This is a genomic window from Solirubrobacter pauli, assembly GCF_003633755.1.
Taxonomy (GTDB): domain Bacteria; phylum Actinomycetota; class Thermoleophilia; order Solirubrobacterales; family Solirubrobacteraceae; genus Solirubrobacter; species Solirubrobacter pauli.
Genome location: NZ_RBIL01000001.1, coordinates 153,576 through 167,414, shown reverse-complemented (window position 1 = coordinate 167,414; position 13,839 = coordinate 153,576). Strand labels below are relative to the sequence as shown.

The window sequence follows — 13,839 nt, the reverse complement described above, 5'->3', positions numbered from 1 at the left end:
TCAACGCGCCAACACGCGCTGGGTGTCGTCGCGGATCTCGCCGACGAGTTCCTCGAGCACGTCCTCGAGCGCGGCGACGCCGAGCACGGTGCCGTCCGCGTCGTCGACGCGGGCGAGGTGCGCGTTCGAGCGCTGCATCGTCGCCAGCACGGAGCGCAGGGGGTCGGCCGCGTTCACGACCGCGAGCGGGCGCACCCAGGAGCGCGCGATCGGCCGGTTGCGGTGACGCTCCTTGATCTCCAGCGCGTCCTTGAGGTGGAGGTAGCCGATCAGCGTGTCGCCCTCCTGGACGGGGAAGCGCGAGTAGCCGGTGCGGCCCGCGACGTCCTCGACCTCGGCGGGCGTGACGTCCACCGGCACGGCTTCCACGTCGGCGAGCGGGAGCAGGACGCTGCGCGCGTCGCGCTCCTCGAACTCGAGCGCGCCGATCAGCAGCCGCTCCTCGTTCTTGTCCAAGATGCCCTCACGGCCGGACTCGGAGACCAGGCCGGCGACCTCGTCGCGCGTGAACGCGCTCGTGACCTCGTCCTGCGCCTCGACGCCGACCAGATGCAGCGTGCGGTTCGCGATCCAGTTCAGGAGCGCGATGGCCGGGCGCAGCACGCGGACGATCCACACCATCGGCGGCGCCAGCAGCAGCACCGCGCGGTCCGGACCGGCGAGCGCGAGGTTCTTCGGCACCATCTCGCCGAGCACGACGTGCAGATAGCCGATCAGGCTCAGCGCGATCGCGAACGCGACCGGGTGCACGAGGCCCTCCGGGATGCCGATCGTCTCGAACGGACCCTCGAGCGCGTGCGCGATCGCGGGCTCGCCGAGGTAGCCGAGGCCGAGCGAGCAGATCGTGATGCCGAGCTGCGCGCCCGCCATCATCAGGGACACGTTCTCCATCGCCCGCAGCGCGGTGCGGGCGGCGCGGCTGCCCTCCGCGGCGCGCGGCTCGATCGAGCTGCGGCGCGCGGAGATCAGCGCGAACTCCGCGCCGACGAAGAACGCGTTGGCGGCGAGCAGGAAGGCGCTGATGCCGATCGCGAGGCCGGTGCTCATGCCTCGTCCTCCTCTTTGAGCTCGACCTCGATCGGCTCGTGCGTGAGCCGGATCCGGTCCACGCGCAGGTCGTCCATCGCCAGGACGGTCAGCGTGACCTCCTGGTCGTGGGCGCGCACGGTCACGGAGTCGCCGACGTCGGGCATGCGGGCGAGCACGTCGCCGATCAGGCCCGCGATCGTCTCGTAGTCGTCGTCCTCGGGGAGGCGCACGCCGACGAGCTGCTCCACCTCGTCGGGGCGCATGAGGCCGGACAGCACCCAGGCGTTCTCGCCCTCGCGGCGCGCGCGCTCCTCGTCCTCGTCGTGCTCGTCGCGCACCTCGCCGACGATCTCCTCGACGAGGTCCTCGAGCGTCACGAGCCCGTCCACGTTGCCGAACTCGTCCACGACGAGCGCCATCTGCAGGCCGCCGGCGCGCAGCTGGTCGAGCAGGTCGTCGAGCTCGAGGCTGGCCGGCACGAGCACGGGCTCGCCCATCACCTCGCCGACCCTGACGTCGCTGCGGCGCTCGAACGGCACCGCGACCGCGTGCTTGACGTGCACGATGCCGCAGAACGTGCCGTTGTCGCCGAGCACGGGGAAGCGCGAGCGGCCGCTCTCACGCGCGGCTTCGACGACCGCGGTGACGTGGTCGTCCTCGGAGACGGTGACGACCCGGCCGCGCGGGGTCATGATCTCGTGCGCGCGCCGCTCGCCGAACGCGAGCGAGCGCTGCAGGAGCGCGGCGGTGCTGGTCTCGAGGGTGCCCTGCTCGCCCGAGCGGCGCACGAGCGACGCGAGCTCCTCGGCGGAGCGCGCGGACGCGAGCTCCTCCTGCGGCTCGACGCCGATCCGGCGCAGGATCGCGTTGGCGGTGTCGTTGAAGGCGGACACGATCAGGTGCGCCGCGCGCGTGAAGCCGCGGTGGAAGCCCTGCACGGCCTTGGCGGTCGCGAGCGGCTTGGCGATCGCGAGGTTCTTGGGCACGAGCTCGCCGAACACCATCGTGGTGCCGGTGGCGAGGATGAGCGCGATCGCGAGCGCGACCCCCGGGACCATGCCCTCGGGCAGGCCGGCGGACTCGAGCGGCGCGTCGACCAGGTCGGCGATCGCCGGCTCGGCCATGAAGCCGATCAGCAGGTTGGTGACCGTGATGCCGACCTGCGCGGACGACAGCTGCGTCGACAGCGAGCGCAGCGCGCTCTGGACGCCCTTCGCGCGACGGTCACCGGCGTCGGCCGCGCGGTCGACCGTGCCGCGGTCGACGGTCACGAAGGAGAACTCGGCGGCCACGAACGCACCGCACGCCACGATCAGCGCCAGGGCGCCGAGGATGAGGAGGATTTCGATCATCGCGCGCCTCCGCGGACGGGGGCGCGCTTGGGACTACAGCTGGGGTCGTCGGTCATCGACCAAGGGAGCGGCGACTCATATGTCCCGTGGAGCTTAGGGGGCTGGCTTAACGGAACCTTTGGACGGTTGGTCCACGAATGGCTTGCGCTTTGTCCTAGGACAAAGATACGATAGTGGCATGAACAGCATCGGCGGACGGACGGCGGAGGAGATCGCGGGCAGCGTTCGCGACCTCGTCAGCGTGGGCGAGCTGTCCGCCGGCGCGATGCTGCCGCCGATCCGCGCGCTGGCCGCCGACCTCGGCGTGAACCGCAACACCGTCGCCGCCGCGTACCGCCACCTCGTCGCGGCCGGCGTGGCCGAGACGCACGGCCGCGGCGGCACCGCGATCGCCGGGCTGCCGGAGCTGACGCGTGAGGGCGCCGCCGCGTCCGCGCTCGTGGACCTCGCCTCGGGCAACCCGGACCCCCGCCTGCTGCCGGAGTTGCGCCTCCCGGGCACGGGAGACGCGGACGAGCCCGTGTTGTACGGCCTCCCCGCCGAGGATCCGCGACTGGTCGACTGGGCCGAGCGCACGTTCACAGCCGACGTCGCGCGGGCCTTCACCGTCGTCGTCGCGCACGGTGCCGTCGACGCGGTCGAGCGCGTGCTCGCCGCGCACCTCACGCGCGGCGACGCCGTCGCGGTCGAGGACCCGTGCTTCCTCGCGCACATCGGCACGCTGCGGCTGAGCGGGTTCGAGGCCGTGCCGGTGCCGGTCGACGCGGCCGGCATGACGGCGGACGGCCTCGAACGCGCGCTCGCCGCCGGGGTGCGCGCCGTCGTGGTCACGCCGCGCGCCCAGAACCCGACCGGCGCGAGCCTCACCGCCACCCGCGCCGCTGAGCTGCGGGCGGTGCTGGCGCGCTTCCCGCACGTGCTCGTGATCGAGGACGACCACTTCTCCGCGCTCGCGCAGGCCACCTACCAGCGCGTCACGCCGCCGGAGACCGCGCGCTGGGCGCTCGTCCGCTCGGTGACCAAGTTCCTCGGGCCCGACCTGCGCGTCGCGGTGCTCGCCGCCGACGACGTGACCGCGGCGCACGTACGCGCCCGGCTCGCGCCCGCGTGGGTCAGCCACCTGCTGCAGCGGCTCGCCGCCCACCTGCTCGAGGACGAGGCCACCGCGGGCCTCGTCGCCCGTGCCCGCGCCGCCTACCACGAGCGCGCCCGGCTGCTCGTCGACGCGCTGGACGTCCCGGTGGCGATCCCGCCCGACGGCCTGAACGTCTGGGTCGACGTGCCCGGCGACGCCGACCGCGTCACCGCCGCGCTCGCCGACCTCGGCTTCCACGTGCGGCCGGCGAGCGCGTTCGCCGTCGGTGGTCCGACCCGCCACGCCCTCCGCGTCACCACGGCCACGCTCACCCCGGAGCAGGCCGAAGCCTTCGCCACCGCCCTGAAGACCGCCAAGAAATGAGCCTCCCCATGTTCACCGGACTCAGCGCCTTCCCGCTCACCCCGCTCGACGAGGACGGCATCGACGAGGGCGCGTTCGCGCGGCTCGTGGCCCGCCTGGCCGAGGCCGGCGTCGACTCGATCGCGCCGCTCGGCAGCACCGGCAGCTACGCGTACCTGCAGCGCACGGAACGCGCCCGGCTCACGCGGCTGGCGGTGGAAGCCGCGCAGGGCGTGCCCGTCATGGTCGGGATCGGGGCGCTGCGCACGCGTGACGTGCTCGCCCATGCGCACGACGCGCAGGCCGCCGGCGCGTCCGCGGTGCTGCTCGCGCCCGTCTCCTACCAGCTGCTCACCGACGACGAGGTGCTGAGCCTCTACAGCGACGTCACCGCCGAGCTGTCGGTGCCGCTGTGCGTCTACGACAACCCGCGGACCACGCAGTTCGCGTTCAGCGACGACCTGCACGTGGCGATCGCGCAGCTGCCCCACGTGCGTGCGATCAAGCTGCCCGGCGACGGCGCGGCCGCGCGCATCGCGGGCCTGCGCGCGCGGGTCCCGGAGTCGGTCGCGCTCGGCGTGAGCGGCGACTGGTTCGCCGCGGAGGCGCTGCGCGCCGGCGCCGACGTCTGGTTCAGCGTCATCGGCGGCCTGTTCCCGGAGCCGGCGCTCGCGATCGCACGTGGGGAGGACGTGGACCTCGAGCCGCTGTGGGACCTGTTCCGCCGCTACGGCGGCATCCGCGTGGTCGCGACCGCGGCCGTCCTGCGCGGGTTCACGGGCGAGCCGAACCTGCCGCGCCCGCTCCGCCCGGCGCCCGCCGACGAGGTCGGCCCGGTGCTGGACGAGCTCGGCTTGTAGATGCTCGCGATCCTCGTCATCGCGCAGGTCATGAGCGTCGCGAACGCGAATCTGATCGCGGTCGCGCTCCCACCGCTCAGCGCCGACCTGGACGCGTCCGGCGCGCAGGAGCAGTGGATCGTCGACGCGTACGTGCTCGTGCTCGCGGCCCTGCTCGTCGCCGGCGGCGTGCTGTCGGACCGCTACGGCCGGCGCCGCGCGATGCTCACCGGCCTGACGATCTTCGCCGCCGGCTCGCTCGCCTGCGCGCTGGCCCCGAGCCCCGAGGTGCTGATCGCCGCCCGGGTCGTGCAGGCGCTCGGGCCGCCGCTCATCCTCCCGGCCTCGCTCGCGATCCTCACCGCCTCCGTCTCGGACCCGCTGGCGCGCGCCCGGGCGATCGGCGTCTGGGGCGCCGGGTCGGGCTTCGGCGTGGCGGTCGGGCCGTTGATCGGGGGCGCGGTCGTGGCCGGACTCGGCTGGCGCTGGGCGTTCGGCGTCAACGTGCCGGTGGCGCTCGCGCTGGCGGCGGCCACGCCGTTGTTCATCCCGGACGACCGGCCCGCGCGCGCCGCGCACCGCTTCGACGTGCGCGGAGCGCTGCTGGTCACGGCGGCGCTCGGCGCGCTCGTGTTCGGGCTGATCGAAGGGCCGGCGCGCGGGTGGACGTCGGCCGAGGTGCTCGCGAGTTTCGCGGTCGCGGCGGTCACGCTGCTCGTCTTCATCTCGGCCGAGCGGCGCCACCCGGCGCCGCTGGTGGACCTGGAGCTCGTCCGCCGGCCGGTCTTCGCCGCCGCGAACCTCGCCGCGGCGACGATCCTCTTCGCGACGCTCGCCGTGAGCGTCTACATCTCCGCGTTCCTGCAGACGTTCCGGGAGCTCACGCCGCTGGAGACCGGGCTGGCGCTGCTGCCACTGGGCGGAGCGGTGGCGGTGCTCGCGCCGGTCTCCGGTCGCCTCACCGCGCACGTCCGGCCACGCACGCTGATCGCTACGGGCCTGCTGTGCGCGGCCGTCGGCGCGCTGCTGCTGAGCCGGGTCGGTGGCGCCGACGGGCCGGGTGACGTCTGGCTCGCCCTGCTGCTGCTCGGCGCGGGCGCGGGCGTCGCGCTGCCGCCGACGACCGCCACGGCGGTGTCCGCGGTGCCGTCGGCGCGGACCGGGATGGCGTCGGCGATCCACAACGCCGGCCGCCAGGTGGGCGCGACGCTCGGCGTGGCCGCGCTCGGCTCGATCGTCGTCTCGCATGCGGCGCACGGTGGCGCGGCCGCCTACGCCGACGGCCTCTCGGTCGCGCTGGTCGTCACCGCCGGGCTGCTGGCGGCGGTCGCCGCGCTCACGCTGCGGCTGATTCCGCGCCGCTGAGTCCCGGGTAGGTACCGTCTCCTGGTGAAGTCCGACCGGCTGTTCCGGCTGCTGTGGCTGTCCGTCGCCGCCGCGGTGGCGACGATCACGCTCAAGACCGTCGCGTATCTGCTGACGGGCTCCGTCGGCCTGCTCTCGGACGCGGCGGAGTCCGTGGTCAACCTCGTCGCGGCGATCGTCGCGATGCTCGCGCTGCGCTTCGCGCTCAAGCCGGCCGACGAGGAGCACGCGTACGGGCACCAGAAGGCCGAGTACTTCTCCGCGGGCGTGGAAGGCACGCTCGTGCTGGTCGCGGCCGTGACCATCGGCATCACCGCGTTCGGGCGCCTGCTCGACCCGCAGCCGATCGAGAGCGCCGGCGTCGGCCTCGCCGTCTCCACCGGCGCGTCGCTGATCAACCTCGGCGTCGGGCTCGTGTTGCTGCGCGCCGGCCGCGCGGAGCGCTCGATCATCCTCGAGGCCGACGGCAAGCACCTCATCACCGACGTCTGGACGTCCGCGGGCGTGATCGCGGGCGTCGCCGCCGTCGCGCTCACCGGCTGGGAGATCCTCGATCCGATCATCGCCCTCGTGGTCGCCGTGAACATCGTCGTCACCGGCGGAGCGCTCGTCTGGCGCTCCGCGGACGGCCTGATGGACCGTGGCCTCGACGGCGACGATCGCGCCGAGATCGACGCGGTCTTGCAGAGCTTCCGCAAACGCGAGGGGATCGACTTCCACGCGCTGCGCACCCGCCAGGCCGGCTCACGCGCGTTCGTCTCCGTGCACGTGCTCGTGCCGGGGGCGTGGACCGTCCAGCACGGGCACGACCTGGTCGAGCGCGTCGAGGACGACCTGCGCGCGCGGCTCCCGCACGCGACGCTGTTCACGCACCTCGAGCCGATCGAGGACCCAAAGTCGTTCACGGACATCGACCTCGACCGGGCGATGAGTTCCAGCCCGCCCCGTCGTCCTTAGCTCCATGCCTCTGACGGAGCTCTCGACCGTGGTCGTCCCCGTGCGCGACCAAGCCGCGGCGCTGGCCTTCTACACCGGGACGCTGGGCCTCGAGAAGATCAGCGACTTCACCTACGACACGGGTGAGCGCTGGCTCGAGGTGGCACCGCCGGGTCAGATCATCTCGTTGTGCCTGGTCGCCTCCGAGGTGACGGGGGTCGAGACGGGGATCGCGGTCTGCAGCGACGACCTGCCGGGTGACCTGGAGCGCTTCCGCGCCGCGGGTGCGCGCGTCGACGACGCGCCGCTCGAGCCGGGCGTGGTGGTGGTCTGGGCGGGCGCGCCGCTCGCCGGCCGGCCGCCGCAGTTCCGCGTGTGGGACCCGGACGGCAACTCGCTGCTGATCGTCGCCCAGGTACCGTGACGCCCGTGGCCGAGGAAGCGGAGATCCTGGAGCTGGACGGGCGCGAGGTGCGCATCACCAGCCCCGGCAAGGTGCTGTTCGACGAGCGCGGGGAGACGAAGCTCGACCTCGTCCGCTACTACGTGGCGGTGGGCGAGCCGCTGCTGCGCACGATGGGCGGGCGCCCCGTGCTGATGCAGCGGTTCCCGCAGGGCGCGAGCGGCAAGTCGTTCTTCCAGAAGCGCGTGCCCGACAACGCGCCCGAGTGGCTGGAGACGACGACGGTGCAGACCGTCAACGGCACGCCGTCGCGCGCGCTCGTGATCGGCGATCTCGCGCACGTGGCGTGGGCGGTCAACCTCGCCTGCCTCGGCTTCCACGTGTGGCCGTCGCTGGCCGACGACCAGGAGCACTCGGACGAGCTGCGGCTGGACCTGGACCCGATGCCGGGGTGCGACTTCGCGATGGTGCGCGAGGCGGGCTGGGCGCTCAAGGCGCTGCTCGACGAGCTGGGGCTCGTGGGGCACGCGAAGACGACCGGCAACCGCGGGCTGCACGTGTACGTGCGCTTGGAACCGGAGTGGGACGCGTACCAGGTGCGCTCGGCGGCGGTGGCCGCGGCGCGTGAGCTCGAGCGCCGGCACCCGGAGCTGCTGACCGCGGCCTGGTGGAAGGAGGAGCGCGGCGAGCGCGTCTTCGTCGACTACAACCAGAACGCGCCGCACAAGACCGTGTTCGGCGCATGGTCGGTACGGGCGCGCAAGGGCGCGCAGGTGTCGGCGCCGATCGGGTGGGACGAGCTCGACGCGATCCATCCCGACGAGCTCACGATCCCGGTGGTGCTCGAGCGGTTCGCCGAGCGGGGGGACCCGTGGATCGACATGGGTCCCCAGTCGCTCACACCGCTGCTGGCCTTCCATGACCGCGACATGGCGGACGGCTTGATGGACGCGCCGTGGCCGCCGGTCTATCCGAAGATGCCGAACGAGCCACCGCGCGTCGCGCCCTCGCGGGCGAAAGCCGTCGAGGAGGACTAGACGCGGACCGTCTGGCCGATGCGGAGCACGCCCTTGGGGTCGTGCCGCTCGGCGAGGCCGGTGAGCCACATGCGCGTGTCCTCGTCATAGACCCGCGCCATCCGGGCGGGGCCGACCGCGGCGCCGAAGTTCGGGAACTCGCCCCCGGTGAGCCACGGGGCGAGCGCCGACTGGACCGCCGCGTTGTGGCCCTTGACCGCCTCGGCGATCTCCGGCACAGCCGCGCCGATGATCAGGAGGCTGTAGGCCGCGTCGCGGTGGCAGAACGCGCTGGCGTGCTCGGGCTCGCGGGCGAGCGCGCCGCCCATCAGCCGCAGCTCGACCAGGAACTGCGGCGAGTTGGCGGTCGCGACCGCGTGCAGCGCGTCGACGGCGTCCGCGGTCAGCTCGCGGAGGAGGCCGGACGTCTCGTGCACCGGCATCGGGTCGGTCGGGTCCATGTGCACCGCGCCGATCGCCGCGTAGGGCAGCGGGGCGATCGTGTCGATGATCGGCGTGGCCGCCGCGCGCATCGGCGCGAGCAGCTGCTCGCACTCGATCTGGGTCGCGGTCGACGTGAACCGCACCGCCACCGTCAACCGGCCGGCGAGCGGCTCCGGCACGCCGGGCATGTCCGGCAGCTGCAGCAGCGCGAGCGACGTGTTCGCGTGCTCGGGCAGGTCCTGCGTCCACTCGCGCCACGTGTGCAGCACGCCGGACGCGTCGGTGCCGTCGAAGAACAGGGCGCCGCCGTAGACCTCGGTGAGCGGCAGCAGCTCGATCTCGACCGCGGTCACGATGCCGAGCGTGCCCTTGCCGCCGCGCAGGCCCCAGAACAGCTCCGAGTGCTCGGTCGGCGTGGCGCGCAACCGCCGGCCGTCGCCCGTGACGACCTCGAACGCCAGCACCGTGTCGGACGCGAGCCCGTACGTGCGCGTGAGCGGCCCGATCCCGCCGCCGGTCAAGAACCCGACGACGCCGACGCCCGGCGCCGACCCGACGAGCGGCGCGAGCCCGTGCGGCGCGGTGGCGTCGAGCACCCGCTGCCAGATCACGCCGGCACCGATGCGCGCCCGCCGGTTGGCCGCGTCGACCTGCAGCTCGTCGAGCGCCGCGGTGTGGACGAGGATCGTGCGGCTGAGGTCCATGTGGACCGCGCCGTGGCCGGTGGCCTGCGGGAGGACCGTCAGGCCGTGGTCGTTGGCGAAGCGGATCGTGTGCGCGACGTCGTCGGCGTGCGCCGCCGTGACGACCGCCGCGGGCGTCATCGGCACCGCGACGTTCCACGGCGTGGAGCGCTCGTAGCCCGGCTCGCCGGGGAGGGCGAGCGTGCCGTCGAGGCGGGGGCGGAGATCGCTGGAGAGTGGGGAGGAGACCTGCATGCCCGCAGTGTCCGGGTGGGCGCTTGGAGCCCACTTGGAGCGGGCTAGGAGCCTGCGCCGAGCGCCGCCAGCGCGCGGACGCACCGCGCCGCGGTGGGCTCACCACCCAGTGCGCGGGCCTGCTCGAGCGCGCGCTCCAGCACGACCCGCGCGGCACGCGTCTCACCCATCAACGCGAGGAGCCGGCCACGCGCGTAGTCGATCGTGTTGATGACCCCGATGTGGCCGACCACCGCGATCCGGCCGGCGTAGGGCTCGAGCAGGGCGTACAGGCGTGGGGCGAGGTCGGTCAGGCGCGCCTCGACCACGGTGTCGGCGAGCAGGGTGACGTGGCCGAGCGTGATCCAGATCCAGGAGGTCTGCGCGTCGAGCCACTCGGTCAGGCGGTGCTCGGCGGTCGTGAGGTCGCCGCGGGCGGCGGCGATCGCGGCGTCCCAGGGCTCCCACTCGAACGTCCCGGTGGGGTCGGCGCCGGCCAGGCCTTCGCGCTCGCGCCGCAGGCTGAGCTTGGCGAGGGCGGCGGAGCCCGCGTAGTAGAGCTCGGTCTGCAGGTGCACGCGGGTGCCGATCTCGTAGTGGCGCTGGGCGTCGTCGAAGTCGCCACGCCAGGTGGCGAGCGTGCCCTCCATCCAGCGCAGCTGCACGCGGATCACGGGCAGCTGCAGCACGTCGGTCTCGGCGACCGCGAGCCGCACGTCCTCGGCGGCCGCGGCGACGTCCCCGAGCGACAGGTGCGCCATGCTCCCGACGGCGCGAGCGATCGCGGCGTCCACGCGGGCCTCGCGGTGCGACAGGCCGACCAGCCGCGCGGCGAGCTCGACGATCTCCTCCGCGTACGCGGCGACGCCCGAGTACGTGAGCAGCCGGCCGAGCAGCGCGTCGGCGACCGCGTCCTCGTCGCCGAGCGCGTCGGCCAGCGCGAGCGCACGCGCCGACAGCCGTTCGGGCACCGTCGGGTCGGGGTCGTAGCAGCGGCCGATCGCCACCGCCGCGAGCAGGCTCACGTGCGCGACCGGATCGTCCTCGACGAGCGGCTCCAGGCTCTGCAGCCGCTCGAGCAGCGGCCCGGGATCGTCGCCGTACGTCGGCCACGGCCACGCGCCCGCGCTGCGCAGGAGCGAGCTCGCGAGCCGCCCGACCGTCCGCGCCCGCCCGGCCCGCGCCGCGTCGAGCAGGGCGGCGTCGAGCACGTCCAGGACGGTCTGCCCGCGCCCCGCCCGCGCCAGGGCCGCGACCTGCGCCACGAGCAGCGCGTCGCGCAGGTCACGTCCGCGGAGCCCGTCGGTGACGCCGGCGGCGAGCTCGCCCGCGGGGCCGCCGGTGGCGGGCTCGCCCGTGCGGCGACCGTGCGCGTCGTGGCCGTCCTCGTCGCTGCCCGGCTGGAGGTCGTGGACGCGCAGCGCCTCGGCCCACCACTCGGCGGCGACCTCGGAGCTCCAGCGAGCCTCGGCGACCCGCGCGGCGGACACGCACGCGTCGACGACCTCGTCGGGCTCGACCACACCGAGCGCGGCGACGAGGTGCTGGGCGCGGCGGCTGACGCTGTCGCCGTCGTGGCCGTCGAGGGCCGCGGCGACGCGGGCGTGCAGCCGCCGGCGGCGCATCGCGGGCAGGCCGGCGAGCAGCTCGTCACGCAGCAGGCCGTGCGCGAACGCGTAGCCGGCGGTGTCCTGGCTGGGGACGAGGACGTGCTCGTCGGCGGCCTCGTCGAGCGCCTCGGCGACCACGTCGTCCTCCATGCCCAGGGTCGCCGCGAGCGCGGGCAGGTCGACGACGTCGCCGATCACGGCAGCGGCGCGCAGCACCTGGAGGATCTCCGGCTCGAGCCGCGAGATGCGCTGGCCGAGCACGGACCGCACGGCCAGCGGCGTGTCGCCCTGCACGCGCGCCTCGGTCGGGAGGCGCGCGTACTCGGAGACGAACAGCGGGTTGCCGCCCGTGCGCTGCGCGAGCTCGTCGGCCTCGCGCTCGGAGAGCGGGTCGCCGGCGATCGTGTTCGCCAGCTCGCGCACGTCCGCCAGCGCGAGCGGCCCGACCGCGAGCTGGCGGTGCCCGTCACTGCGCGCCAACGCCTGCAGCAGCGGAGCGATCGCGGCGTCCGCGGCGCCGTCGCGCAGGGTCAGGGCGAACGCGACCGGGACCTCGCGCAGCGCGCCGACCAGGTACGCGAGGCACCGCACCGACGTCGGGTCGGCCCACTGCGCGTCGTCGACGACCACCGCCACCGGCGCGGTCGCCGCCGTCCGCTGCAGCCGCTCGGCGACCCGCTCGTAGAGCGCGAACCGCGCGGCGTCCGCGTCGACGTCGACGGGCGGGACGAGCAGCGCGTCCGGGTCCTCGCCGAGCGCGCGCACGAGCTGCCGGATCGGCCACCACGCGGGCGCGCCGTCCTCCTCGCTGCACCGCGACCACGCGTCGCGCCCGCCGAGCGCGCGCATCCGCGCCACGAGCTCCTCCGCGAGCCGCGTCTTGCCGATCCCCGCCGGCCCGGTGAGCACGAGCCAGCGCGCGTTGCCCCGCCCGACGTCGGCGAGCAGCTCGTCGAGCAGCCGCGTCTCACGCGCACGCCCGACGAGCGTCGACCCACGGACCTCGACCTCGGAGTGAGGAAGCTCAGGGAAGGCCGGCGTGTGCACCTCGGTCGCGCCCGTCCAGCTCGCCGGGCGGGGCCACGCGGCCAGGGCCGGCTCATGGCGGAGGATCGCCACCTGCAGCTCGCGCAGCTCTGCGCCCGGCTCCAGGCCGAGCTCGTCGTCGAGCCGGCGCGCGTGCTCGGTGAACGCGTCGAGCGCCTCCGAGGTACGGCCGGCGCGGTGGAGCGCCAGCATCGCCAGCCAGCACGCGCGGTCGCGCAGCGGGTGTGCCTTGCGCAGCTCGACGGCCGCCGCGAGCGCGGGCGCCACGCGCTGCGCGGCCAGCAGCGCGGTGATTTGCGTCTCGCGGCATTCGGTGCGCAGCTCGTCGACGGCGTCGGCCTCCTCGCGCACCCAGCCCTGGTCGCTGAGGTCTTCGAGCAGCTCGCCGCGCCACAGCGCCAGCGCCGCGTCCGCGTGCGTCAGCGCGGCGGACCACTCGTGCGCCTCGGCCGCGGCGCGCGCGGCGGCCAGCTCGACGCCGAACACGGCCAGGTCCACGCGGTCCGGCGGCACCTCGAGCACGTAGCCCTGCGCGCGGCGGACGATCGGCGAGCTCGCGCCCGTCGACCCGCGCAGCGCGCGCCGCAGGTTCGACACGTACGCCTGGATCGACGCGAGCGCGCTCGGCGGCGGCTCGTCGCCCCAGAGGGCATCGACCAGGCGGTCGGTGGACACCTGGCGCCCGCGCTGGAGGAGCAGCAGCGCCAAGGTCGCGCGCTGCTTGGGCGGGCCGAGGTCGATGACCGCGTCCCCGCGCAGCGCGGTCAGAGGGCCGAGCAGCCGGTAGGACGCGTCCACCGCGCGAAGGATGTCAGAGCGCGGTGAGCGCGCCGCGCAGCACTTCGAAGCCGCGCTCGAGCGCGCGCAGCGCGGCCTCGTCGTCGCCCTCGGCGGCGAGCCGCTCGACGACGCGGATCATCGCGATCGCCGCCGAGGCCACCATCTGCGGACCGGTCTCGTCCGGCGACTCGCCCGTGTCCGCGGCGACCGCGTTCGCGATCGCGACGTAGCCGCGGTCGAACTGCTGCGCGAACAGCGCCCGCAGGTCGGGGTCGCCGGCGATCGCCCGGCTGCGCAGGCGGCGCAGCTCCGCGTCGTCCTGCTTGTCCGCGTTCACCTCGGCCATCTCGACGATCCAGGCGCGCAGCCGGTCGACGAGGTCACCTTCGCCCTCGCGGAGGATGCGCTCGATCCGGTCCAGCGCGTCCGCGGAGCCCTCGAAGAAGATCTCCTCCTTCGTCGGGAAGCGCGTCGTCACCGTGCGCGTCGCGAGGTCCGCCCGGTCGGCGATGCGCGCGATCGTCGCCCGCTCGTAGCCCTCTTCCAGCACGAGCTCAGCCGCGGCGCGGACGATCTCGCGACGGGTGCGCTGGGCCTTGCGCTCGCGGCGGTTGGGCTCGGTGTCCGGGACGGCCATGCGGCACTCAAGGTAGCGATCCGTGC

Annotated in this window: 11 protein-coding genes; 6 read left to right on the top strand and 5 right to left on the bottom strand. The window is 74.5% G+C overall.

The features are described from left to right. Entirely contained in the window at positions 1-1,047 is a 1,047-nt protein-coding gene (locus C8N24_RS00780; RefSeq protein WP_121246848.1) for a hemolysin family protein, read from the bottom strand. Next, positions 1,044-2,381, bottom strand: a complete 1,338-nt coding sequence (locus tag C8N24_RS00775) for a hemolysin family protein (RefSeq protein WP_121246846.1) — start codon at positions 2,379-2,381, stop codon at positions 1,044-1,046. The genes C8N24_RS00780 and C8N24_RS00775 overlap by 4 nt, the downstream gene beginning before the upstream one ends. A 178-nt stretch (positions 2,382-2,559) precedes the next feature. On the opposite strand from C8N24_RS00775, the gene C8N24_RS00770 reads away from it, so the two are divergent. From C8N24_RS00770 to ligD, 6 genes are read left to right on the top strand one after another with little or no spacing between them, the layout of a single operon-like run. Then, positions 2,560-3,840, top strand: a complete 1,281-nt coding sequence (locus C8N24_RS00770) for an aminotransferase class I/II-fold pyridoxal phosphate-dependent enzyme (protein ID WP_121246844.1) — start codon at positions 2,560-2,562, stop codon at positions 3,838-3,840. Positions 3,841-3,848: 8 nt separating this feature from the next. Then, a complete protein-coding gene (locus C8N24_RS00765; protein ID WP_121246842.1) occupies positions 3,849-4,679 on the top strand; it encodes a dihydrodipicolinate synthase family protein in 831 nt (276 codons plus the stop codon). Next, complete coding sequence (locus C8N24_RS00760; protein WP_121246840.1) at positions 4,680-6,023, top strand: MFS transporter; 1,344 nt, start codon at positions 4,680-4,682, stop codon at positions 6,021-6,023. Between the two features lie 24 nt (positions 6,024-6,047). Further along, entirely contained in the window at positions 6,048-6,980 is a 933-nt protein-coding gene (locus tag C8N24_RS00755) for a cation diffusion facilitator family transporter (RefSeq protein ID WP_245971732.1), read from the top strand. Between the two features lie 4 nt (positions 6,981-6,984). Then, on the top strand, positions 6,985-7,383 hold the full coding sequence (locus tag C8N24_RS00750) for a VOC family protein (RefSeq protein ID WP_121246838.1): 399 nt from the start codon (positions 6,985-6,987) through the stop codon (positions 7,381-7,383). Between the two features lie 5 nt (positions 7,384-7,388). Next, positions 7,389-8,399, top strand: a complete 1,011-nt coding sequence (gene ligD / locus C8N24_RS00745) for a non-homologous end-joining DNA ligase (protein WP_121252847.1) — start codon at positions 7,389-7,391, stop codon at positions 8,397-8,399. Here the strand turns inward: ligD and C8N24_RS00740 are convergent. From C8N24_RS00740 to C8N24_RS00730, 3 genes are read right to left on the bottom strand one after another with little or no spacing between them, the layout of a single operon-like run. Next, positions 8,396-9,760: an FAD-binding oxidoreductase gene (locus C8N24_RS00740; RefSeq protein ID WP_121246836.1), complete on the bottom strand. Its 1,365-nt coding sequence runs from the start codon at positions 9,758-9,760 to the stop codon at positions 8,396-8,398. The genes ligD and C8N24_RS00740 overlap by 4 nt on opposite strands. 44 nt (positions 9,761-9,804) lie before the next feature. Further along, positions 9,805-13,194 (bottom strand): ATP-binding protein, encoded by a 3,390-nt coding sequence (locus C8N24_RS00735; RefSeq protein ID WP_121246834.1) that lies wholly within the window; start codon positions 13,192-13,194, stop codon positions 9,805-9,807. 13 nt (positions 13,195-13,207) lie between these two features. Beyond that, entirely contained in the window at positions 13,208-13,813 is a 606-nt protein-coding gene (locus C8N24_RS00730; RefSeq protein WP_121246832.1) for a TetR/AcrR family transcriptional regulator, read from the bottom strand. Positions 13,814-13,839: the final 26 nt, after the last annotated feature.

Bases quoted from the DNA above. Each gene is read 5' to 3' on its own strand.
- C8N24_RS00740 (WP_121246836.1), bottom strand. From the start codon at position 9,760: ATGCAGGTCTCCTCCCCACTCTCCAGCGATCTCCGCCCCCGCCTCGAC.
- C8N24_RS00730 (WP_121246832.1), bottom strand. From the start codon at position 13,813: ATGGCCGTCCCGGACACCGAGCCCAACCGCCGCGAGCGCAAGGCCCAG.
- C8N24_RS00765 (WP_121246842.1), top strand. From the start codon at position 3,849: ATGTTCACCGGACTCAGCGCCTTCCCGCTCACCCCGCTCGACGAGGAC.
- C8N24_RS00750 (WP_121246838.1), top strand. From the start codon at position 6,985: ATGCCTCTGACGGAGCTCTCGACCGTGGTCGTCCCCGTGCGCGACCAA.
- C8N24_RS00775 (WP_121246846.1), bottom strand. From the start codon at position 2,381: ATGATCGAAATCCTCCTCATCCTCGGCGCCCTGGCGCTGATCGTGGCG.
- C8N24_RS00770 (WP_121246844.1), top strand. From the start codon at position 2,560: ATGAACAGCATCGGCGGACGGACGGCGGAGGAGATCGCGGGCAGCGTT.
- C8N24_RS00760 (WP_121246840.1), top strand. From the start codon at position 4,680: ATGCTCGCGATCCTCGTCATCGCGCAGGTCATGAGCGTCGCGAACGCG.
- C8N24_RS00780 (WP_121246848.1), bottom strand. From the start codon at position 1,047: ATGAGCACCGGCCTCGCGATCGGCATCAGCGCCTTCCTGCTCGCCGCC.